The sequence below is a fragment of the Scytonema sp. UIC 10036 genome (assembly GCF_009725235.1).
Genome location: NZ_WJFC01000175.1, coordinates 1 through 22,169, shown reverse-complemented (window position 1 = coordinate 22,169; position 22,169 = coordinate 1). Strand labels below are relative to the sequence as shown.

Sequence of the window (22,169 nt, the reverse complement as noted above, 5' to 3'; positions counted from 1 at the left end):
GTAGGAAGAAAAATAAGGGACTAGCTTGCGTGGGTTAACTCTTTAGCAATTGGTTGAAATTTGCTCACAGTTTCCGCAAACTCTTGTAAAGCTTCTTTTAGTCTTTGGTCAAGTTCCTCGTCAAGCTGAAGACTACCATCTGGCTGTACTTGAATTTGCTTATCTACTGCGTAAACACCACCCAGAATATACCTTGCTTTTAACTCAGATAGTACGGGTTTGAGCGCGTAATCAATAGATAACAAATGGGCAACAGTTCCACCAGTAGCAAGAGGTAGCACGACTTTGCCGGATAACGCTCGTTGCGGTAGTAAATCTAAAAACGCTTTCAGGACTCCTGTGTATGCAGCTTTATAAACTGGAGTGGCTATGATGACCCCACTAGCTCGTTCTAACAGTGCCTTTGGTTCCTCTAAGTCGGGGCTGTCATAACGTCCATACGCCAAAACCTCTGATGGTACATCACGAACTGAAATAATATCTGTATGAAAACTTTCTTGCTGCAAAATTTTACTTGCGTATTCCAGAAGACCATGTGTTCTGGAGGGGTGAGAGGGGCTTCCTGAAACAGCCAAGATATAAGTCATGGTATTTTAGATTTTGGATTTCAGATTTTAGATTCAGAAAGTATTACTCTTTACGAGTAACGAAGATCTAATACCGTTTTCATATGAAGATGCATACAAAGAACCCCACCGCCTACGGCACCTCCCTAAGGCATCGGGGAGGTTGTCTGGGGTAAAAATAATGTGCAGCTTCATAGAGAATTGGTATAAGTGCCGCTAGAGTTTTTTTAATCTACGGTAAGTCGATTGAATTAGTGTTTAATTTGAACGTTTCAACATTGTCGCATACCATTTCAGATAATGCAAGGATTTATAGCGATCGCTCACTGAAATCCAATACAGTTCTCGTAGGTCTTCTTGATTGCTATTTCAGTAGAGCTTGAGCCAATCTCCAAATACCTTCGTGTAATTGCTGCTCCGTCAGTTCCGCATAACCGAAGATAAACTCTCCTTGAGGAGGAGTGTTTAGATAGTGAGGTTTAGCAGGCACTAGTTCTACCCCAACTTCTGTCGCACGTCGAACAATTGCTTCATCACTCAAAGTTGTATGCAGTCGTACCATCAAATGAATCCCAGCATTCTCGCCCAGAATTGTGGCACGATTTCCAAAATAATCATTTAAAGCTTGCACTAAAACCAGCCGATTGCGATCGTAGTGAGACCGCATTCGCCTGATGTGGCGTTCAAAATGCCCTTCCTCGATAAAGTCAGTCAAAACTTGCTGATCGAGCAAAGGTAATTGACGATCGCTTAACCATTTGGCACTAGCAAACAAAGAAACCAAGCTCGGTGGCAGTACCAAATAGCCAATTCGTAACGAGGGAAATAGAACTTTTGAAAACGAACCCGCGTAAATGACGGAGTGGCTGCGATCGATCCCTTGCAAGGCTGGTAATGGTTGACTACCATAGCGATACTCACTGTCGTAATCGTCCTCAATAATTACCGTTCCCGTTTGCTGCGCCCAAGCCAAGAGTTGCAAGCGTCGTGGCAGTGATAGAATTGCCCCTGTAGGAAACTGATGAGATGGAGTAACTAGAGCAAGTTTGATACGTTCGCTTGAGTGATTGGCAAGTTCTTCCACCACTAAGCCAAATTCATCGACTGCAATAGGTAAAAGCCTTGCACCTTGTGCTGTAAAAATTTGCCGTGCTGCTCTATATTAGACTAACAATAGCACTAACTAAAGATTTTTCTTTATAAATTCGTGATGGGTTTGAACTCACAGACAGCGATCGCGTTCAAAGTTGTTCTACCTTCCCAAAGTAACAAACAACACACAATTTCCAAACAACAAAAATAGCCAACTTTTAGTAGTAGCAGGGAAACAGCGTTCATATGAAAAGATCTGTACTCATCGTAGCAGCCGCGATTTTTCTGATAACCCATGCGGCAAATTTACAAATTCCACTGTATGGCGCATATGCTCAAAAGGCGGGCTTTGGCAGTGGAGTATCAGCAATTGCCTTTTCAACCTACGTAGCAGGACTTTTGCCGACGTTAATTTTACTCGGTGGCATTTCCGATCGCATCGGTCGTAAGACCACTATCCTAGCAAGTTTGTTATCTGCCACACTAGCTACATTTATTACGAGCGTTAATCCAACCATTTACGCCTTGTTTGTCACTCGTGTTTTACAAGGAATCGCCGTTGGCTTAATTACAGGAACAGGAACGGCGTACTTATCCTCACTAATGCCAAAAAATTCCGCCCAAGTTGCTGCCTATGTCAGTCTTACTACATCTTTAGGTTTTTCCAGTGGCGCTCTGTTTACCAATGCTACTCTGTTATTGCAAAATACTTTAGTGCCTTTAAGCTACTGGATTATCTTTGTCTTGCTTTTGGGATGTATTGGCTTAGTTATTGGTATATCAGAACAGCCCACCTCAAAAGAAACGCTAATTCGCTTGCCTATCTTTCCGTCTGGCACTCTTCCGGCTGGATTAGCCATTGCCTTAGCGTGGTCTTTAGCGGGGATTGTAGGCGTGATTCTCCCCACACAGTTAGCACAATACGGCTTGCCAAACTGGTCGGGGCTTATGTTGTTTATTATCGTGATTGCTGGTGTGTTATTCCAACCTTTTGCACGACGACTGGATGGACGGCGATCGCTGCAGTTAGGCTGTGTGCTGCTTGTACTGGGTTATACTGCCTTTACGTATGGAGCCAATTTCGGTATCTTGAGCTTAGTTTTAGCAGGCGTGGCGATTGCAGGAACAGCTTGCTACGGGTTTACCTATCTGGGTGGATTGCTTGAAGTCGTCAGGCTCAGTGGCTCACAGCCTGCGAGGGTAACTTCTGGGTATTTTGTCTGCGCTTATTTGGGATATGGTTTACCTGTCATGCTTATCGGCTTTTTATCTGACCAAATTGGCATCGCAAGTACCCTTTTTGGCTTTGGAATAGTGCTTTTAGTCAGCAATACCTTACTGGCTTTGCACTATCAACGGATCAAACAACAGAAGCGGTTGACCGAACATTAAAGAGCGCAAGCCCCTAACTGCTTTCTATAGGGATAAGCCTGTATGGGAATTTATTCAGAGTTAAACTTTTTTCTGGCTTTGAATGTTTAACCAATCGTTGAAGGTATATTATGGATAGGCAAACTGAAAAATTAAAACTTGCATTTGATGATATAGGAACAGGCGAACCTACCCTACTTCTCTTACCGGGATGGTGTTCAGATCGAGGAATATTGGCATCACTTGCAGAGCGACTCAGCGAGAAACAAAGAGTTATCAATGTTGATTTGCTAGGACATAACGAATCCGATCAACCGATGGAAGATTTTGCCAGTGAGGACATAATTCGTGAGGCACTCAAGTTGGTAGATTCACTTGGAATCAATGAGTTAGTCACAGTATCGATCGCTCATGCTGGGTGGATTGCTGTCGAACTCAGACGTAGGTTAGTTCATCGCATTTCTAAAATGGTCTTTTTGGAATGGATTATTATTGAGCCTCCACAAATCTTTTTTGAGATTTTAGAGAAGATGCAAAAACCTGATGAATGGCAAGATGCGCGGGATGAATTATTTGCTGCTTGGTCATTAGGCGATGCTAACCTCGCCAAACCTTTTTATGAGTTTATGAGCAATTACAACTTTAATATGTGGTCGCGTGCGGGTCGAGAAATCAGTAAGTCATATAAAGAATTTGGTAGTGCTTTGTCCATACTCCAGAGGCTCAACCCACCACCAAACTTGCTGAGTCTTTACTCGCCAGCACAGGCTACAAACCTCTACGCGCAAGATGATGACTCAAGTTATTTTGATACACAGCAAAGATTTGCTCGAAACCACTCGTGGTTTCACTTTCGTAGACTAGGCTCAAAAAGCCATTTACCTTCAGTTGAAGTTACTCAGGAAGTTGCAGAAGTCATTGAGAATTTCATAAGAAATTCCTAATTGCTCGATTTACAGCACATCACTTTTAAGCTTGGCTCAGATTTTTTTGCCAGTGAGATTGGGGATTCAACACAGACCAATTTTGAGGTTTACTACAACATTCCTATAAATAACAACATCCAAATTACGCCTTTGTTTCAAGCAATTACTGATGCTGGCAATCAAAATGATAACAGCACAATCTGGACAGGTACTTTGCGAACAGTTTTATCTTTTTGGGAAGATTGTGGCAGTTTACTGCTTTTGAAAGCTGCGACAGCGTTTGTGAGCAACGAATCCTATTTAATTTTTGAACTACATATAGGGTGGGCAATGCTAGCCCTGTCAAGGTAGATAAAAACTTCAAGACATGAATAGCTCTCTCTCCTCTTACCTCTGCGGACTCTGCGTCTCTGCGGTTAAATAAATTACTATCGAACCGCAGAGGGCGCACCAAAGCGCAAAGAGTGAAGATGGGGAATTACCAGTTATTATTATTTGTGAGGAAGTCTTGAACTTTATTGAACCAGAAATGGTTAAAAAGTTTTTTCTTTTTATTTCTAATATTTTACCACAGGCGGAAACATCATTTTTGATGATACTTACTCTTTGCTTGTTTATCTTGCTAATAGCTTTAAGTATATTCGAGAAACATCCAGTTCTTCTCAACCTACGTATGAAATTTTCAGTATAAATAAATACTAATTATATGAGAAAAAGGGGATTATAGTGCGATCGCCTGCTTGCCACAACCACTAGTCATCTTACCTTAGATAAAACAGAAAACGGAGTAGAACTACTAAAATAAGTAAGCCCTACTATACAACTAGGGAATCTTAGTAGCGATACTAAGAAACTCACGCTAACTGCGATCGACAGTATAGCATGAGATTATCTCACTAAATTCTGGCGGTTGCCGCACTCCCGTGATGACTGGACTCTTTGAAAAACTGCGTGCCACTTTAGCAAAAGATAGGGTTCGTTCGACTCGTAGAACGTCCCAATTTCCTCTACAAAGGCAAAATCGCCATAGTGATACGTTTGTCGATCGCAAGACACAAGACTTTGCTGCGACTGAAGCCCCTCAAGAAGTCATTTCTGGTAACCGTGGCAACAATAATCCTTTTAAGTGGTTGCTTACTATTCTTGTCAGTAGTGTAGGAGTCACATCTTTATTAGTGGGAGTTCGAGAACTGAAATTATTGCAGTCAGTAGAACTAAAGGCATATGACCAAATGCTGCGGTTGCGTTCCTTAGAAGCACCAGATTCGCGTCTAGTGCTAGTGACCGTAACTGAAGATGATGTTCGGAAACAAAAATGGCCCCTATCAGATAGTAAAATTAATCAGTTGTTGGCAAAATTACAGTCATACCAACCGCGAATTATTGGAGTGAATTTATTTAGATCTGAACAAGAAAATTTTGCATCCGGCTTGAAACGCCGAGATAATATTATTAGTGTGTGTGCATTCAGCAGCGTAGGAACTCAGGAAATTGCGCCTCCACCAAATCTACCTATTGATAACATAGGATTTACCGATCTCGTGACAGACGATGATGGTATTGTTCGCCGAAGTTTGTTGTTTGCTCATTCTGAGTCTGACAAAAAATGTACAACTGCTGCATCATTTTCTACCGTACTGGCAATGAATTATCTGGAAAAAGAAGGGATTGAACCGGATTTTCCTGATAAGCAAAAGATGATATTCATTCATATCAAAAATCGCAATTTAAAAGCAAATTTTAAAGCTTTAACAAGTCATTCAGGTGGTTATAAAAGAATAGATGCGGGTGGCTATCAAATTATGCTAAATTACCGCCATCCCGATCGCCTTGCACCAGAAGCCACTCTTACACAAGTGTTAAATGGGGCTGTAGATCCCAAGTTATTCAAAGACCGTTTGGTAATTATTGGCACTAAAACCCCCAGCCTTCATTCTGGTTTTTACACCCCCTATAGTGCATTACCAGATCAACCAGCAAGAATGTCGCCTGCTTTAATTCACGCACAGACAGCCAGCCAGTTGATAAGTGCAGCGCTAGATGGGCGTCCTCTAATTTGGTATTTCCCAGAATGGGCAGAAATTGCATGGATATGGATTTGGTCACTTGCGGGTGCTGCTTTGGCTTGGCGGTTGCGGCATCCTTTGCTACTTATTATTGTAAGTGGTACAACCCTCACTGGTTTAATCGTTATTTGTACAAGTGTGTTTTTACAAGCAGGATGGATACCAGTGGTACCACCTGCGATGGCATTAATAGCCAGTGGTATTGCTGTTGTAGTTTATATTAACTATCAAAGTCAACAACAAACCAAGATAATTCTTCTAGAAGTTGAAAAACAAAAAGAAGCAATTGAACAATTACAGACTCTTTTGAACGAAACAACAGAACTCAAAGATAAGCACATTCATGCTCCAAAAGCAGACACACTAGAAAAAGCAAGTGGTGACTCCATACTCAGTGGACGCTATAAAGTGACAAAGGTTTTGGGTTCGGGTGGATTTGGTTGCACTTATTTAGCACGAGATATGCAACGTCCCGGCAATCCTGTTTGCGTGGTAAAGCAATTGATGCCTGCCCGTCGAGAGCCAAAATTTTTGCAAGTTGCTAGAAGGTTATTTGATGCTGAAGCTGAAATTTTAGAAGCTTTAGGTCAACATTATCAAATTCCCCAACTGCTAGCTTATTTTGAGGACAATCATGAATTTTATTTAGTACAAGAATATATTCAAGGACATTCTCTGAATGAGGAATTGCCGCCTGTAAGGGGAGTACAAAAGGAATCTTACGTTATTACTTTACTCAAAGAAATATTAGAAATTTTGGTATTTGTTCACGAGCATCGTGTTATTCATCGAGATATTAAACCGACTAATATTCTCAGACGTAGTTTAGATAATCGCCTCGTGCTAATTGATTTTGGTGCAGTTAAAATGATGCAACCATCTAGCAACGAACAAACAGAATTAGCAACAGTTGCTATTGGAACGCGAGGTTACGCACCACCAGAACAATTTGCAGGGCATCCACGCTTGTCTAGTGATATTTATGCTGTCGGTATGATTGGCATTCAAGCAGTGACAGGATTGTTACCTCAGGAACTTCAGCCTAACCCAAACACTGGTTCTGTTATGTGGCGTCATCACACACAAGTTAGCGAAAATTTAGCAGCAGTTTTAGATAAGATGGTGCAGTATCATTTTAGCGATCGCTATCAATCAGCTGCTGAAGTGCTGTTAGATTTTAAACATATTACCTGATTGAGCCACTTCCCCACAGATCTCCCAGAATTCTTTTGAATATGATTTACCAAACTTACCTTCCATGCTCGCCGCTATCACAGTTCGTCGAGTTTTTGTGGTTTCGGGAAGGCTATAATGTGTCGAAGGCACAAGCACGCTTGTTGCCCATTGGTTCGATGGAGTTGGTCATCAACCTGCGCTCTGATACAATACCCCTCATCGATCGCTACACTCGGAAACGGAGTGGAAACGCACGGGGAAGCACGATCTGCGGAGCACATTCAGAAGGCTTCCTTATTGACATTGATAGCAAAGTTTGCGTTATGGGCGTACATTTTAGGGCAGGGGGCGGTTCTCCGTTCTTCGCATTACCTTGTGACGAATTGCACAACCAGATAGTATCACTTGATGAATTGTGGAATCACCGTGCTGAAGAACTCCGCTCGCACCTGCTCGAAGCACCAACATTAGAAATTCGCTTCCGCGTTTTAGAGCGCTTTCTCCTGAATATGATAGTGCAGCAGCCCAAACAGCATCCGGCGGTGGCGATCGCACTACGGGAGTTTCAGTGTTCACCCGTACCTACTGTTGGCGCTGTGACGGCTCAAATCGGTCTTAGCGCTCGCCATTTTAGTCAATTATTTCGCGATGAAGTGGGGTTGACACCTAAGCTGTTTTGTCGCGTTCAACGCTTACGACAAGTCCTTTACCTCCTAGCAAAAAAAGAACAAGCTGATTGGATCGATCTTGCTTTAGCTTGTGGCTATTTTGACCAGGCACACTTTATTCACGACTTTCGGAGTTTTGCTGGTTGCACTCCCACAACCTATCTCGAACAACGAGGTCTTCATCCCTGCCATATAGTCCTACCTGATTGAGGTCATTTTTTTACAATCCAAATACATTTACCATAGGTCACAATTAGGAAGCAACACAATTGGGAAGCCGTTTTCCATGGAATCATTACAGGAATTTCTTACGAAAAACAACAGCGATATTTTTAGCCTTGCTCAATACATTGACAATCATATTGCTCTTAACTGGGAACCCCTAATTAGGAAGAATATAGATAAGTTAAGAAACGTATTCACTAAGGCAGGTGATACGGCATATGGAATGTATCTAGGCTGGCTGTTTTTACCCGTTCACAAACAGCTTAAACAGGCTCTGTTTCGCCCCGAACCTAGATTACCAGGGGATTTTAGCATCTCAAGAGAGTGGGGCAATCAGGAAGAAACTGAGCAACAGCGTTGGATATGGAGCACTATCAAGTCAACAGAAGGAAAATTATTAGGAACCATTGTCACAATTGCGTTTCACGACCACACTCAATTTCGCATCCCTCAACAGCCTCAGATTATTGCTCTTTCAGAAACTAGTAAAGAGGCTGTTGTAAATGCACTGTCGCAGCGTTCTGATGACTTCAAGAATGCACTTGAATTTAATATTTGGTATGCAAACTACTTAGTTGAGTTAAACAGCTAAGGTTTGGTAAGCGATTAGTACTTTTCGTTCCCAGGCGGAGCCTGGGAACGAGTGTGGCGGAGTACCAGTCATGTAAATTTCTTCCAATCACTAAAGAATATGTTGTAGGAAATCCTATCAGATCGCTATCGCTTGTAAAACCAGGTACGGTAGCGGTAATAGGGTAGGATACATACTCATGATTGTTCCACAGATAGCCATCATTGGGGTTTCTACTATCAATAGGAATAAAGCCCGTGTAGTCGCTGTTGTAGCCAAAGTATTCTTCTTGATTGGGGAAAACGCGATCGCCCACCGATCGTCGCTTTGCATTTCACACTGTATTTTAATAGTTCCGCGATCGGTATAGCGAATTGCATTACTGATAAGATTTGTTAAGATTTGTTGTAATCTTAACGGATCTGTAAAGACTTGTTCTGGTGCTTCATGAAGCTCGATGAGCATTTGTAACTCTTTATTAGCTGCTAAAGACTCCAACATTTCACAAACGCTTTTCACTAATTCACGTGGATTTATGAATTCAGGGTGCAATTTCATCTCCCCTGCATCATAACGAGAGATTTCCAAAGCGTCATTAATAATCCGGAGTAATTGCCTGCCACTGCGTAAAACTTTCTCTATGTGTTCTAAATTTGTGAAGGTATCCTTTTCATCTTTTTCATCTGTGTGCTTTCGTTGCAGGCGTAAAAATAAATCTGAGTAACCAATAATTGAAGTTAAAGGGCTTTTGAGTTCATGTGCTAGATAAGATAAATTATCTTGATTTGACCGCACCAAGCGGGTCAGTTCTTGATTGTTAAGGCTTAACTGGTTTTGTAGGTGCTGTAGTTCTGTCAACCGCTGTTCTGTGTAGCTTTGAAAACAAGATGCGATCGCTTCATCTAAAACCATATTAATAAGTCGTACAGCTCGTATCACTTCCGGTACTGATGCCTGTAAAAATTCCGGTTCAATTGTCTTAAATATAATATCTCGTAGGACACGGTATTCTCGTGCAATTTCTGCTGCATCATAACCTTGCTCAGCCCTAAGAGTTCCATGATGCAAACTTTCTTGAACGATCTGTTTCATTTCATCCTCTTGTGGGCTTTTCGCAAGTACATGTGCTAGTGCTCCGAGGATATCAGCGAGATGATTTTTGATAGCAGAGCGTGAGAGATTTTTGGTGATGGAAATTTTTTTGTCTTCTCGAACAGCTTCCACCCACTCTTCTACAATTGTTTGAGTTTTATTCTCTAGTAATTGACTAAAATCTTTCATTTCTTCTAGATAAACAATTTTTAACTATAGCAATTCTATTTGACTTGTGAAACACACGTAGGTAGGGCTAAAGACCACCAAAAGCAATATTTGTGCGGCATAGCCCTACCTACATTTAAAATTTTTCATGAATGTCCTAAAATTTATATATAGTATGTATTAAAATAGCTTTTAATTTTATGATTCTCTAGAACGGGCGATATGTAAATTATACTCATTACATAATTCTTATTAAAGATTTACACCTTGAGATAGACAGTTCTCCTAAGATAGTGAAGAACAATAGATTAAAATCCTCTATCTTGAGGTACCTTGACGCTACTGTGTAGCAGTGTTACATTTATCTAAAATTTAAGAGTAAGTCAGCCTAATCTGGCTAATTGCAAGATGGCATTAGTTGGAGCGGAGGAACCATTCAAAGGGGCGTATCCTGAGAAAGGCTAGAGGATAAAGGATAAAGGGTGAAGAAAGGGGGCACAATCACTTCATCCTTCACATCTTTATACTTAAATCTTTCTCAGGGAGAGTATCTCTCAACTCTAGCCCGTCAGCTAACTTCGTAGGCACTGAGAGGAGACTGAAGAGACAATAATCTTTATTGAATCTCATCAGTATTCCTGGCTGGTACTGCTCGGTTTTGTGTACCCGCATTTAAGTCTGGTGAGGTAAAGTGGAGTGTTTCAACTAAACATAGCTGCAATTATTGCAGTTGCAGGACTTGCAGCCTGGAAAAGAACAAAACCCCTACTGGTGAAAGAAACCTTTATACTGCCAGTGCTGGGATTTTTTGGAATTATCCTATTGTGGTGGGTTATTGCTCTTGCCAATCATGAATTGATGCCTACGCCGCCTGAAGCGTTAGTTGCAAACTTAGACTATATCCTGAATCCGTTTTATCAGAGAGGACCGGGGAATTTAGGAATTGGATGGTTGTTAATCGCGAGCTTGCGGCGGGTATTGCTGGGTTTTTTATTGGGTGCTGTAGTCGCAATTCCCCTGGGGTTTTTGATTGGAATGTCTAAAACAGCAATGCTTGCGCTCAATCCAGTCATTCAAATTTTTAAACCCGTGTCACCTTTGGCGTGGCTACCAATTGCCCTAGCTATCTTCAATTTGGCAGATCCATCAGCCATCTTTGTAATTTTTATCACCTCTTTGTGGCCTACAATCATTAACACTGCACTTGGCGTGTCAAGCGTTCCCAAAGATTATATAGATGTAGCACGAGTTTTGGAAATGCCACGCTGGCGACGAATTACGAAAATTATTTGGCCCGCTAGTCTACCCTACATCTTCACTGGCTTGCGGATCAGCTTGGGAATTGCGTGGCTGGTGATCGTTGCTGTAGAAATGCTCACTGGTGGTATTGGAATCGGCTTTTTTGTGTGGGATGAGTGGAGCCGTCTCAACTTAAGTTCAGTATTCTTAGCCGTATTGGTCATTGGCTTAACTGGATTACTGCTTGATTTTGCAGTAGGCAAAATTCAAGAGTTAGTCACCCGTCGTCCGGGAACAACAGCAAGTTAACTAGGGGATAGTGGTTAGTGGTTAGTGGTTAGTAGGGGCGCATTGCAAGAGCGCCCGTACATTAGTTAGTACAACCACTAACAACTAGCAACTAACAACTAACAACTAACAACTAACAATCGTTTATGAACAACGCCGATAACGAAAATCTTTTGCAGCGACGGGAGTTTTTGATAGGAGTAGGGGCAACAGCAGCTGGAATGGCGTTATCATCATGTGCTATTTCCGGAGACCGCAGTGCTAAAGGGTTAACAGAAGAAGCGGCTGCCGTACAACCTGTTGTTGATTCCAAAACGTTAGAAAAACCAAATCTCACTGTTGGTTATGTCCCTGTCAACGATTGTGCGCCCTTTGCTATTGCTTGGAAAAAAGGTTTTTTCCGCAAATACGGGTTGAACGTCAAACTCAATCGAGAGGCAAGCTGGGCAACATCTCGTGATGGAATTATCTTTGGTCGCCTTGATGCCTCACCTGTTGTATCTGGTGCTGTAACCAATGCCAGAATCGGCGCTGAAGGTGCTCGTCACGCCCCTTTGTGTGCAGCTATGACAATCCATCGTCATGGAAATGCCATGACGATGAATAAAGCTATGTGGGATTTTGGCTTGCGCCCGTGGTATGAGTACAAAGCACAATATGGCGATCGAGCTTTGGAAGAGTTTGGTCGGGATTTTCGAGCTTTTTTTGCAAAACAACCGACGGAAGGTAAAGTTTGGGCAGTTGTTCTCAGTTCTGCCATTTACGAATACTTTATTCGTTATATATCGGCAGCCGCAGGAGTCGATCCATTTAAAGAGTTTCGGGTCATTATTATTCCCCCACCACAAATGGTGACGAACGTGCGGATTGGCGCAATGCAAGCTTATATGGTGGCAGAACCTTGGAATACTCGTGCAATTACTGGTAATGAGGGGGTGGGTTTTACCTTTGCTCAAGGCAAAGAAGTCTGGTTGGGACATCCAGATAGACTTTTGGGGGTGATGGAATCATTTATCGTCAATTATCCCAAAACCTATCGCTCTCTAGTCAAGGCGATGATCGAAGCTTGTCAGTATTGCAGTAAACCTGAAAACCGTCAAGAAGTTGCCGAATTGATAACAGATCGTTCATTTACTGGTGCAAAACCCAGAAAACTAGGTGCTCTAACAACTAAATTTACTGGTCCCGCAATTTTGGGGAACTATAACTATGGTGGGTTTGATGGTAAAGATCGCACCATAAAAGCTGCTGACACCACTATTTTCTACGATATTCCTGACAATATCCCCAAAAGCCCTGACGAACACGCTACATTTTTATGGAGATCTAGAAGTCTTTGGTTAATGACTCAAGCAGCACGTTGGGGTCAAATCAAGAAATTTCCTAAAAATGCAGAGCAATTAGCCGCACAAGGCTGGAGAGCAGATTTGTATCGGGACATTGCGGCTGAAATGGGTATTAAGTCTCCCAAAGAAGATTTCAAAGTAGAGTCCCCTGAAGTTTTCATAGACAACAAAGGTTTCGATCCTAGCGATCCCGTGGGCTATCTCAACAGTTTTGAAATTAGAGCCAACGCCCCTACTCGGTTTTATATGTCATAACTCCATTGGGATATTGCATACAACTCTCTCCACAAATCTTTACTCTCTCTGAAAGCTACCATGACAAAATCAACTCTATTTACAACCAATAGCAATTCGCCCACTATGGGCGCTACTCCGTTTCTGGAAATTGACAATGTAACCAAGTCTTATCCAAAACCTGATGGGGGGCAATTTGTCGTTCTGGATAATGTCAATCTGACCATAGGTGAAGATGAATATATTTCTATAATCGGTCACTCCGGTTGCGGTAAGTCCACTCTTTTAAAGATTGTCGCAGGTTTAGAAAAAGCCACCTCTGGTTCCGTCAGACTTGATGGCAAAGAAATTCGCAAACCCGGTGCTGAACGCATGATGGTGTTTCAACACTATTCCCTGCTACCTTGGTTGACTGTACGGGAGAATATCCGACTTGCGGTGGATGAAGTGCTCAAAGATGCCTCAAGAGCTGAAAAAATCAGCATTGTTAATGAACACTTGGCAATGGTAAACTTAAATGCGGCAGCTGAAAAATACCCCGATGAAATTTCTGGTGGAATGAAGCAGCGTGTGGGGATCGCAAGAGCCTTAGCTATTCGTCCAAAAATGCTGTTGATGGACGAACCTTTTGGGGCATTAGATGCATTGACTCGGGGGAAATTACAGCGGCAAGTCTTGGATATCTGGGAAAACCATCGTCAGGCTGTGATGATGGTCACCCATGACGTGGATGAGGCAATTTATATGTCAGATCGTATTGTTCTCATGACTAACGGACCATCAGCTAAGATTGGGGAAATCTTAGACGTTCCGTTTTCTCATCCACGCGATCGCTCGGCGATGCGAAATTCTAAAGAGTATTTTGAACTTCGCAATCACGCCCTGAATTTCCTAGATAAGTACTTTACTCAAGATGAGTAATTACCAGTGACAAGTGAACAGTGACAAGTGACAAGTGACAAACGATCGCTCATCATTGTTAACTGTTAACTAGTAACTCATAACTGATAACCGTAAAAGTGGGTAGCCTAATTTAAATTTCAGAAATTTGAAGCGGAGGAACCAATTTTTGGGGCTTATCTTGAAAAAGGATCGGGAATGAAGAATAAATAAGAAATCGCTCTTTCTCACTTCATCCTTCATCCTTCATAATTCATAATTCAAGAGAGACACCTTCCAGTCTTAGCCCGTCAGCTAACTCCGTCGGCAATGGAAGGAACCCCCAAGCTTTGGCTGTAATAACAGTTTCGATTGGGGATTCCTGAATTAATTTTAGATTTTAGATTTTAGATTTTAGATTAAGGTGTTTTCTCTTGAATTCAAAATCACAAATCCAAAATCCAAAATTGATTGACCCGCTTCTCCTTATTAAGTAGTTTCGTGCTGAGAGAAGAAAACTGTGAATATTAAGCCATTGTTAGTGCGTCTACAGAACGCCATCGGAAGAGACGATTTAATTGAACAAATGGTGCTGCTTTCAACACCAAAAATGTCTGTTTCTGAAGAAATTCAAGCGTCAACATCAATAAATTTAATCGTTGGCTATAACAGTTCTCCGAACAGTCATACTGCGCTAGATATTGCTTTGTTAACAGCCCACCAAACACGTTTGGCTACTAAAGCGCAGGTGACAGTTCAAGTAGTCTATGTGATGGAAGAGCGTCTAATGTGTGGCGGTGCAGAAGTTTTACCAACACAGGAGGCTCTAAGCAGTCGCAGATCCGAACAACAAGTACTACAACATTCTCTAACAGAGCCTCCAGAGGAAGAATTAAATACGGGGATCGTAACCCAAACAAGATGGCAAGATCGCTCAACACACCCACAACAGGAAGAAAAATCTGTAGATAGATTCGCGCAAGCAGAACGTATTTTGAGACAAGCCAGTTGTCTAGCTGCCGAATGGAAAAGTTCTTTCAAAGCTCATTTACGATTTGGTTGTGTTGCAACAGAACTGAAAAGAGTTGTTGTTTCAGAATCGGCTGATATCTTGTTCCTCGGCTGTAACTCAATTCATCATCCAATCGTGCAAAATCTTGGTTCTCAGTTCCCTTGTTCGGTACTGGGGATTCCAAGTTCAATTCAGAATAAATACATTTAGAAACCCAGTTTCTGTTTTTGCAAAAACCTGGTTTTTGTTAATCTAGAGACATATTATGGCGTATCTAAACAAAAAAACTAGGTTTTCTCTCCAATTTTAATTAATGTAACGACGCTGAAGCAAGAATTTTGTCAATACAATTGTGAAGAAACCTGGCTTCTTATATAAGTCAGGTTTTTTGATTACAAAATGTTGCTTAGTCATTCTCTTGGGAAAAAATGTGATACCAATCCAAAAATGTTTGCAACAGATCCAGGTGTAGGGACGTAGGGGCGCAATGCCTTGCGCCCCTACAAAATCTATGTGTCGCACTTTTTTTTCACCATTGTATGACAAATAAACTTTGTAAAAACGGGCTGTTTGAAGCATCTCTAAATATAAATTTATTGCCACTAAATTTTAAATTAATAGTAATAGTCATTATAATTTTTTTACCAAAAACATAATGAAAAAACTGCTTACCTTTTGCTCTCTCCCTTTTGAAAATTCTTAGAATGTGTTTATAATTCTATTATTCTACTGCCAACCACTAACCACTAACTACTAACCACTAACTACTAATGGAAAACTGGCAAGCACTCATCAGTATCCTCACATTTATCAGCGTCATAATCTTAATCATGACAGAGTGGGTACACTTGACAATTGCTGCCTTATTAGGAGCGTTGTTATTGGTTTTTACTAATGTCATGACTTTAGAAGATGCTGTTAGCTATATTGGCAACAGTCACGGAACATTGGGTTTGTTTTTTGGAGTCATGGTGCTAGTCAGAGCATTTGAACCTACTAAGATTTTTGAATATCTTGCAACTCAAATGGTTATCCTTGCCAAAGGCAAAGGTAATCGTCTGCTGCTGGGAATTGTAGGAATTACTACTCCTATTTGTGCTGTTTTACCAAATGCTACTACAGTTATGCTACTAGCACCTTTAATTCCACCAATTGCAGAGGAAGTTGGAATTAATTTTGTACCGTTGCTTATTCTTATGGTGTTTGTGGCAAATAGTGCTGGGCTACTGACAATAGTTGGAGATCCAGCTACATTTATTGTCGGTGATGCAATTAATATTAGTTTTACAGATTATTTGTGGCGCTTGAGTTTGGGAGGAGCGATCGCGATTATTACTATAGTAGCAATATTACCATTGCTCTTTCGCAAAATCTGGAAAACCAAGCTAGAAAATTTAGAACAACTACCACATCCTCAAATAAACCATCCACGAGTTTTAACAATAGGCGGGTTCATAGTTGCTTTCGTGTTAATCTTTTTTGTAGTGGGAGAATATATGCCCGTTCCTGTTTCACCTGCTGCTGTTGCTTTGTTAGGAGCTGCTTTAGCAATGCTTTTATCCCATCAAAGCAAAATAGACACAGTGAATAACATACTACGAGATGTAGATTGGAGTACTTTAATATTCTTTATGAGTATTTTTGTACTTATTGGCGGCTTGGAAAAAACTGGTGTTATCAACAGTTTATCTGGAGTTTTAGCAGCTGTTTTAGGCAAAAACATTCTTATTGGTTCTTTATCTCTCGTCTTTTTCATTGGCTTGCTTTCTAGCGTTGTTCCTAATATTCCACTTGTTGTAGCAATGGTACCATTACTCAAACAGTACGTTGTTAATGTTGGATTGGCACCAACTGAAGTATTAGCACCAAATTTTCAGGGACAATTTCCTCCTGAGGTACTGCCACTTTTTTACGCTATGATGTTTGGCGCAACTTTGGGAGGAAATGGGACTTTAGTAGGTGCATCAGCCAACATCGTTGCCGCAGGAATAGCCGAACAACACGGGCGACGTATCTCATTCCAAACTTTTTTACATTACGGTTTACCAGTAATGGTGTTACAACTTATAGCATCTGCCTTGTACGTACTATTTCGTTTTTTGCTTTAAAAATCAGCAAAAGCAGACAATAGAGCGTTGTGTACGCTCTTTTTTTAGTTTTGTAATAAGTTAATAAAATTTCTTAAAAAGAAATAAATTTAAAAAAATGCCTAAGATTGTTAATTTTCTTTGTAAAATCCTACTCTCGAACCAATACTGCGTAGGTTTTGCTTAAAAAATAAAAATGTGTAGGTTGGGTTGAGGAACGAAACCCAACATTTTGTCCAGTCTATTGAGTAACGCTATCGCCTCAACCCAACAGATCAAAATTCTCAGCCCTTGTAGTATGGACTTCCAAACCGCCTGCTATTTGGCGTAAATAGGGCTATGTCAATGGTGGGGATGCCCTACCTACAAGATGAATGGAATTTTAGAGTGGAAAGGGAGTAATTCCAAATAGAGCACTACTTATTTAAAGATGCTAGGCTACGGAGTAGACATGGAGCTGAGTGTCAAGGAAATAGCGATCGCCGTCTCAGTATGTTAAAACAGCAAAGAGTCAATTCAGCTACAGTTTAATTAAAGGATGTCATCTATGAACCCCTCTGAATCAGAACCAAATAACTATCACAGGACGGAATCAGACCAATCAGGGTTAAACCATAATATAAATAAGTCATTATTTGGTGGCACTGATATTGCGGAAGGTAACAATCTAGCTAAGGTCAGAGATATTCTTTTTGGCAATCAAATGCGAGAAGTAGAAAAAAGGTTTGCCCGCTTAGAAGAGCGTTTGGTAAAAGAATATGCTGACCTTAAGGAAGAAACCAAAAAACGTTTAGACTCTCTAGAAATTTACATTAAAAACGAGATTGAATCTTTGTCTGAAAGAGTCAAAAACGAGCAGGGAGAACGTGGAGAAGGTTTTAAATCGCTGGCTGAAGAAAATAGAAATTTAACCGCATCATTGGAGAAAAAAGTTAACCAATTTGAGGAACAAACTAATAATAACTACCGGGAAATTCGCGAGCAGATTCTCAACCAATCCAAAAATATACAGGATGATATCCGGCAAAAATATGAAGAGATTACAGCTTTGTTACAACGGGAAACTCAAGAACTTCGGATTGAGAAAACTGACCGTAACGCTCTAGCTAATCTTTTCTCAGAACTAGCCATTCGCTTAAATTCTCAACATTAATAAGGGTTAGTGGTTAGTGGTTAGTGGTTAGTAGTAATTTATAATAAATGACAAATGACAAATGACAAATGACAAATGAATTAAATGAACTTCGTACTTTGCTTTTTGGTGTTGAACCACAAAAATTAGAAAAAATATATGAGAGATTAGATAACCCTCAGATAACAGCAGAAGATCTTAGTCGATTGCTACCAGAAGCAACACAACGTGCAGAGGATAAAGAACTCAGCGATGCCCTGGTTCCCACCGTTGAGCAAGCCATTCAAGCCTCTGTTCAAAAAGACCAAGATATTCTTGCAACGGCCATTTTTCCTATTGTAGGACCAGCTACCCGTAAAGCGGCGATCGCAGCTGTCCAAGAGATGATTCAATCCTTGGATAACACTTTGGAATCTGGCTTATCACCAAAGAGTTTAAAGTGGAGAATGGAAGCGCTAGTGACTGGGAAAACATTTGCCCAGATTGTGCTGCTCCGGACTTTGGTGTATCAAGTGGAACAGGTTTTCCTGATTCATAAAAAGAATGGATTGCTGCTGCAACACGGAGTCGCACCACAGGTAACCGTTCAAGATCCAGATTTGGTTTCAGCAATGTTGACAGCCATTCAGGATTTTGTCAAAGACTCTTTCAACACACAAAAAGAAGATACACTCCATAGTTTGTACTATGGAGAACTAACGATTTGGATTGAAGAGGGACCGCAAGCCGTCCTAGCAGGTATCATTAGAGGCAATGCTCCTCGTGAATTAAGATTAGTTTTTCAAGATGCAATAGAAAAAATTCATCACAAGTTCAATAGAGAATTGATTGCCTTTAACGGAGATACAGAACCGTTTGCTGACAGCATGCCTTTCCTGCAATCTTGTTTGATATCTCAGTACAAAGAGCGGGATAAAAAGACTTCGCCTTATGCGTTAACGCTCTTAGGTACTATGGGTCTTAGTATTGCAATTTGGGGCTTTTTTGCTATTAGAACTCAAATGCGCTGGAACGCCTTTCTAGAAAACCTTGACACTCAACCTGGAATTGTTGTCATTAAAGCAGAAACTCGCTCTGGAAAGTATTTTATCTCTGGAATGCGAGACTCATCAGCTGTAGAGCCTAATGTGCTAATGAAACAATTCAATTTCACTTCTAAAGAAGTCATGAGTCGATGGGAAAGATACCTTTCATTTGAACCTCCAATAATTGAAAAAAGAGCAGCAAAATTGCTGAAAGCACCAACAACAGTGTCATTTCAAGTAGATGAAAATGGAACGCTTAATGCTAGTGGTTCTGCACCTCATCGCTGGATTTTAGATGCACGTAAAATTTGGCATTTGGTTCCTGGAGTGACTCAATATCACGATCGCAATTTGATGGTGTTTGAACTGAGTCAGTTAGAAATGTACAAAAAACAGATTGAGGGAAAAAATTTGTTGTTTGTTGAAGGAACTACAGAGTTGTTATCAGGAGAGGAAAAGAAGTTACAAGAACTGGTAATAGATATCCAAAAACTGTCTGTGACTGCTCAATATCTTGGTAAAAACATAAGTATTCAAATCGCAGGACACACTGATAGCAGTGGAAGCGAACAGAGAAACATGATACTTAGCCAATCTCGTGCTAGTATAATCCTCAATTATCTATCTGCGCGAGGAATCAATACCAGTCATTTTAATGCCATGGGTGTTGGCGATCGCGAACCTCCAAATATGAAATCAAAAGAAAAAAACGGAAAGTATAGCCGCAGAGTTTCCTTTAAGGTATTCTTATCAGATACTGAAAGATAGGAAGTGCTTTTATGCTACAGAAAAAAATTTGCATGGTTGGTGCTTTTGCTACAGGGAAAACTAGTTTAGTCTCTCGATTTGTTTATAGTATTTTTTCTGAAAAATACCAAACAACAGTAGGAGTTAAAATTGATAAAAAAACAATTAACTATCAAGGAAAAGAGTTAAACCTTATTCTTTGGGATCTTTATGGAGAAGACGAATTTCAGAAAGTAAGAATGTCTTATCTGAGAGGTTCGTCTGGTTATTTATTAGTTGCAGATGGAACCAGACATCATACTTTAGAAAAAGCTTTAAACCTCAGGCAGAGAGTAGAAGAAACTATTGGCAAAGTTCCGTATATTTTAGTTTTAAATAAATGGGATTTAGCCGATGAATGGGAAATAGAAAATAGTGAAATTGAAAAACTTATCCAGCAAGGTTGGGTAGTTCTGAAAACGAGTGCTAAAGCAGGTCTAAATGTAGAAGAAATTTTTCAAAGTCTCGCTTCCAAAATCTTGGAGGAATAAATGTTTGATGTCCCCACTTCAGTGACTGCTTATATTCTCTCATTTTTAAGACAGGAACGCTCTCTAGCCTATCTTTTAGTCAGCAAAGATGGCTATCTATCAACTTGGGGAGGTCAATTATCTACCTATGGATTCTTGAATTTGCAACAAGGTGAAAAAGCAGGAAAACAAGCTTTCTTTCTAGAAGGACTTTTACCACTAGAAGATGTGCCCTTATTTTTTCCTTGCATGAAAATCACTTCTGAAATATGTGCGGATGTCCATTTATTTCCTTCAGAAGAAGGAGATTGGGTGTTACTATTAGATGCTACCTGGGATGAGATGCATATAGCTATTATTCAACAGCAAATCAACCATTCCAACTTACTACAGGAAAAATTTTAACTAGATAAACAGGTGGCTAGTATGAGTGAATTTATATCTATTACAGAAAAAATTTTTGCCACATTAAAGACTTTAATATTAGAGCGAGTAGATACTAATGAATTCAAAATCATTGGTTTCGTACCAGATTGGTTAAGGGGATTTTATCATCAAAGCGTCATTTCAGAAACAGATATAGTAGTTCTACAAGATATCTTTCCATTCTTAGAAATGTTTTTAATTGACGCTGAAGAATTATGGCGAATAAATGGAGATAAAATCTTAAAATCAGGTTTATGGTATCAAGCAGATACTTCTGGAAAAGAATATCATTTTGAAGCTTTGGCTATATGTGTAGACCAACGTCAATTTATTTTAATAGAATTAAAAGAAGATTTCTTTATAGAAAAACAATCAATTATACAAAAACTAGAGAGAATAAATTAGAGTATCATTATCTTTTTAAAGAAACTCAAAAAAAAGAAGTATTAATACATTGTGTAATCCACGATATAGCAGACAATTAAGTGTATCAATTGCTGTTTAGCTCTTTTAGAGTTTGAAAACTTAACACCGAAGGGAAAAGAACGTTTAGAAATTGGTAAGAAGCAATCGCAAAAACAGGAAGTGCTTATTCGACAAATACTAGATGCCTTTTCTGCTGAAATTAAGTCTTTAGAATCTTTTACATCTGATCTTACCACTTCTCCAGATGCTTTAGCTTGTGTACGGGAAGTTGTAGAACTTTTTACCCCTTCTTTTGTCCTCAATGAAATGCAATTAGAATTGGCTGTCAACACCAACATAACAGTTGGGTGGACAGTCATTGGGGATAAATCGCGTTTGGAAAGGATACTGACAAACTTAGTAGAGAATGCTTTTCGACACAGCCCACCTGCATCTACTGTAACAGTAAGTTTGCAACAGGACAAAGAATATGTTTTATTTACTGTTGATGATGAAGGATTTGGCGTTCCACCAGAAAATGTCGATAGTTTATTCCAAAAGTTTTCTCAAGGAAACACTAATCGTGGCAGGATTGGAATTGGGCTTTATTTTTGTCGTATTACAGTAGAGCGTTGGGGAGGTACAATTGGTTATTTACCTCGTCCCGATAAAGGTTCCCGCTTTTGGTTCCGCTTACCAAAACCAAAAGTCTAGGGTTAGTGGTTAGTGGTTAGTGGTTAGTGGTTAGTGGTTAGTGATTAGTGGTTAGTGGTTAGTGGTTAACAACTAACAACCAACAACTAACAACCAACAACTAACAACAAACAACTAACAACCAACAACTAACAACCAACAACTAACAAAAAACAACTAACAACAAACAACAAACAACGACAAGTATGAGGGATAGACGGGGAGA

The 22,169-nt window shown here is 40.3% G+C and carries 20 protein-coding genes, 1 pseudogene and 2 riboswitches; of the genes and pseudogenes, 17 read left to right on the top strand and 4 right to left on the bottom strand.

Annotation, left to right across the window (positions count from 1 at the left end; translation table 11 throughout):
* Positions 1 to 20: 20 nt before the first annotated feature.
* Both ssuE and F7734_RS46935 read right to left on the bottom strand, forming a co-directional pair.
* On the bottom strand, positions 21 to 587 hold the full coding sequence (ssuE, locus tag F7734_RS46940) for an NADPH-dependent FMN reductase (protein ID WP_155751187.1): 567 nt from the start codon (positions 585 to 587) through the stop codon (positions 21 to 23).
* Positions 588 to 930: 343 nt separating this feature from the next.
* On the bottom strand, positions 931 to 1,710 hold the full coding sequence (locus F7734_RS46935; RefSeq protein ID WP_166482590.1) for a PLP-dependent aminotransferase family protein: 780 nt from the start codon (positions 1,708 to 1,710) through the stop codon (positions 931 to 933).
* 194 nt (positions 1,711 to 1,904) lie between these two features.
* Between F7734_RS46935 and F7734_RS46930 the strand changes: the two genes are divergently transcribed.
* The 6 genes from F7734_RS46930 (at position 1,905) to F7734_RS46905 (ending at position 8,682) form a co-directional block, all read left to right on the top strand.
* A complete protein-coding gene (locus F7734_RS46930) occupies positions 1,905 to 3,050 on the top strand; it encodes an MFS transporter (protein WP_155751186.1) in 1,146 nt (381 codons plus the stop codon).
* Positions 3,051 to 3,160: 110 nt separating this feature from the next.
* Entirely contained in the window at positions 3,161 to 3,973 is an 813-nt protein-coding gene (locus tag F7734_RS46925) for an alpha/beta hydrolase (RefSeq protein WP_155751185.1), read from the top strand.
* On the top strand, positions 3,974 to 4,306 hold the full coding sequence (locus tag F7734_RS46920; protein ID WP_155751184.1) for a carbohydrate porin: 333 nt from the start codon (positions 3,974 to 3,976) through the stop codon (positions 4,304 to 4,306). It abuts the gene before it with no gap.
* A gap of 575 nt (positions 4,307 to 4,881) precedes the next feature.
* Positions 4,882 to 7,215 carry a CHASE2 domain-containing serine/threonine-protein kinase gene (locus tag F7734_RS46915; protein WP_243147453.1) on the top strand — a complete coding sequence of 778 codons (2,334 nt, stop codon included), beginning with the start codon at positions 4,882 to 4,884 and terminating at the stop codon, positions 7,213 to 7,215.
* Positions 7,216 to 7,256: 41 nt separating this feature from the next.
* On the top strand, positions 7,257 to 8,075 hold the full coding sequence (locus F7734_RS46910) for a helix-turn-helix domain-containing protein (protein ID WP_155751183.1): 819 nt from the start codon (positions 7,257 to 7,259) through the stop codon (positions 8,073 to 8,075).
* Positions 8,076 to 8,151: 76 nt separating this feature from the next.
* Positions 8,152 to 8,682, top strand: a complete 531-nt coding sequence (locus tag F7734_RS46905; RefSeq protein WP_155751182.1) for a DUF6022 family protein — start codon at positions 8,152 to 8,154, stop codon at positions 8,680 to 8,682.
* Here F7734_RS46905 and F7734_RS46900 read toward each other — a convergent pair.
* Positions 8,639 to 8,917: pseudogene (locus F7734_RS46900) on the bottom strand (hypothetical protein); the annotation flags it as partial. The gene F7734_RS46905 and the pseudogene F7734_RS46900 sit on opposite strands and share 44 nt — an antisense overlap.
* Positions 8,800 to 9,942: a sensor histidine kinase gene (locus F7734_RS46895; protein ID WP_243147452.1), complete on the bottom strand. Its 1,143-nt coding sequence runs from the start codon at positions 9,940 to 9,942 to the stop codon at positions 8,800 to 8,802. The pseudogene F7734_RS46900 and the gene F7734_RS46895, both read right to left, overlap by 118 nt.
* 354 nt (positions 9,943 to 10,296) lie before the next feature.
* Positions 10,297 to 10,523: riboswitch (cyclic di-AMP (ydaO/yuaA leader) on the top strand.
* Between the two features lie 94 nt (positions 10,524 to 10,617).
* Here F7734_RS46895 and ntrB point away from each other — a divergent pair.
* The 11 genes from ntrB to F7734_RS66470 all read left to right on the top strand — a co-directional run bounded on the left by ntrB (position 10,618) and on the right by F7734_RS66470 (position 21,964).
* Positions 10,618 to 11,469 carry a nitrate ABC transporter permease gene (ntrB, locus tag F7734_RS46890; protein WP_166482587.1) on the top strand — a complete coding sequence of 284 codons (852 nt, stop codon included), beginning with the start codon at positions 10,618 to 10,620 and terminating at the stop codon, positions 11,467 to 11,469.
* 125 nt (positions 11,470 to 11,594) lie between these two features.
* Positions 11,595 to 13,049 carry an ABC transporter substrate-binding protein gene (locus F7734_RS46885; RefSeq protein WP_155751181.1) on the top strand — a complete coding sequence of 485 codons (1,455 nt, stop codon included), beginning with the start codon at positions 11,595 to 11,597 and terminating at the stop codon, positions 13,047 to 13,049.
* Between the two features lie 60 nt (positions 13,050 to 13,109).
* The gene (locus F7734_RS46880) at positions 13,110 to 13,949 is read left to right on the top strand and encodes an ABC transporter ATP-binding protein (RefSeq protein WP_155751180.1); all 840 of its coding nucleotides are present in this window, start codon (positions 13,110 to 13,112) and stop codon (positions 13,947 to 13,949) included.
* A gap of 94 nt (positions 13,950 to 14,043) precedes the next feature.
* Positions 14,044 to 14,249, top strand: a riboswitch (cyclic di-AMP (ydaO/yuaA leader).
* 178 nt (positions 14,250 to 14,427) lie between these two features.
* Positions 14,428 to 15,129, top strand: coding sequence for a universal stress protein (locus F7734_RS46875; protein WP_347566404.1), 702 nt, complete (start codon positions 14,428 to 14,430; stop codon positions 15,127 to 15,129).
* Between the two features lie 560 nt (positions 15,130 to 15,689).
* Positions 15,690 to 17,027 (top strand): ArsB/NhaD family transporter, encoded by a 1,338-nt coding sequence (locus F7734_RS46870; protein WP_155751179.1) that lies wholly within the window; start codon positions 15,690 to 15,692, stop codon positions 17,025 to 17,027.
* A 526-nt stretch (positions 17,028 to 17,553) separates the two neighbouring features.
* The gene (locus F7734_RS46865) at positions 17,554 to 18,159 is read left to right on the top strand and encodes a hypothetical protein (RefSeq protein WP_155751178.1); all 606 of its coding nucleotides are present in this window, start codon (positions 17,554 to 17,556) and stop codon (positions 18,157 to 18,159) included.
* Between the two features lie 68 nt (positions 18,160 to 18,227).
* Positions 18,228 to 19,931 (top strand): OmpA family protein, encoded by a 1,704-nt coding sequence (locus F7734_RS46860; RefSeq protein ID WP_155751177.1) that lies wholly within the window; start codon positions 18,228 to 18,230, stop codon positions 19,929 to 19,931.
* 11 nt (positions 19,932 to 19,942) lie between these two features.
* A complete protein-coding gene (locus tag F7734_RS46855) occupies positions 19,943 to 20,440 on the top strand; it encodes a Rab family GTPase (protein ID WP_155751176.1) in 498 nt (165 codons plus the stop codon).
* Positions 20,441 to 20,824, top strand: coding sequence for a hypothetical protein (locus F7734_RS46850; RefSeq protein WP_155751175.1), 384 nt, complete (start codon positions 20,441 to 20,443; stop codon positions 20,822 to 20,824). It begins immediately after the preceding gene.
* A 12-nt stretch (positions 20,825 to 20,836) separates the two neighbouring features.
* Positions 20,837 to 21,250, top strand: coding sequence for a hypothetical protein (locus F7734_RS66475; RefSeq protein ID WP_347566403.1), 414 nt, complete (start codon positions 20,837 to 20,839; stop codon positions 21,248 to 21,250).
* A gap of 180 nt (positions 21,251 to 21,430) precedes the next feature.
* Positions 21,431 to 21,964 carry an ATP-binding protein gene (locus tag F7734_RS66470; protein WP_347566402.1) on the top strand — a complete coding sequence of 178 codons (534 nt, stop codon included), beginning with the start codon at positions 21,431 to 21,433 and terminating at the stop codon, positions 21,962 to 21,964.
* Positions 21,965 to 22,169 lie beyond the last annotated feature (205 nt).

Excerpts from the sequence above, each read along its gene's own strand:
- ssuE (WP_155751187.1), bottom strand. The coding sequence starts at position 587 with ATGACTTATATCTTGGCTGTTTCAGGAAGCCCCTCTCACCCCTCCAGA.
- F7734_RS46930 (WP_155751186.1), top strand. The coding sequence starts at position 1,905 with ATGAAAAGATCTGTACTCATCGTAGCAGCCGCGATTTTTCTGATAACC.
- F7734_RS46925 (WP_155751185.1), top strand. The coding sequence starts at position 3,161 with ATGGATAGGCAAACTGAAAAATTAAAACTTGCATTTGATGATATAGGA.
- F7734_RS46915 (WP_243147453.1), top strand. The coding sequence starts at position 4,882 with ATGACTGGACTCTTTGAAAAACTGCGTGCCACTTTAGCAAAAGATAGG.
- F7734_RS46910 (WP_155751183.1), top strand. The coding sequence starts at position 7,257 with ATGATTTACCAAACTTACCTTCCATGCTCGCCGCTATCACAGTTCGTC.
- F7734_RS46905 (WP_155751182.1), top strand. The coding sequence starts at position 8,152 with ATGGAATCATTACAGGAATTTCTTACGAAAAACAACAGCGATATTTTT.
- F7734_RS46895 (WP_243147452.1), bottom strand. The coding sequence starts at position 9,942 with ATGAAAGATTTTAGTCAATTACTAGAGAATAAAACTCAAACAATTGTA.
- F7734_RS46885 (WP_155751181.1), top strand. The coding sequence starts at position 11,595 with ATGAACAACGCCGATAACGAAAATCTTTTGCAGCGACGGGAGTTTTTG.
- F7734_RS46880 (WP_155751180.1), top strand. The coding sequence starts at position 13,110 with ATGACAAAATCAACTCTATTTACAACCAATAGCAATTCGCCCACTATG.
- F7734_RS46870 (WP_155751179.1), top strand. The coding sequence starts at position 15,690 with ATGGAAAACTGGCAAGCACTCATCAGTATCCTCACATTTATCAGCGTC.
- F7734_RS46865 (WP_155751178.1), top strand. The coding sequence starts at position 17,554 with ATGAACCCCTCTGAATCAGAACCAAATAACTATCACAGGACGGAATCA.
- F7734_RS46860 (WP_155751177.1), top strand. The coding sequence starts at position 18,228 with ATGACAAATGAATTAAATGAACTTCGTACTTTGCTTTTTGGTGTTGAA.
- F7734_RS46855 (WP_155751176.1), top strand. The coding sequence starts at position 19,943 with ATGCTACAGAAAAAAATTTGCATGGTTGGTGCTTTTGCTACAGGGAAA.
- F7734_RS46850 (WP_155751175.1), top strand. The coding sequence starts at position 20,441 with ATGTTTGATGTCCCCACTTCAGTGACTGCTTATATTCTCTCATTTTTA.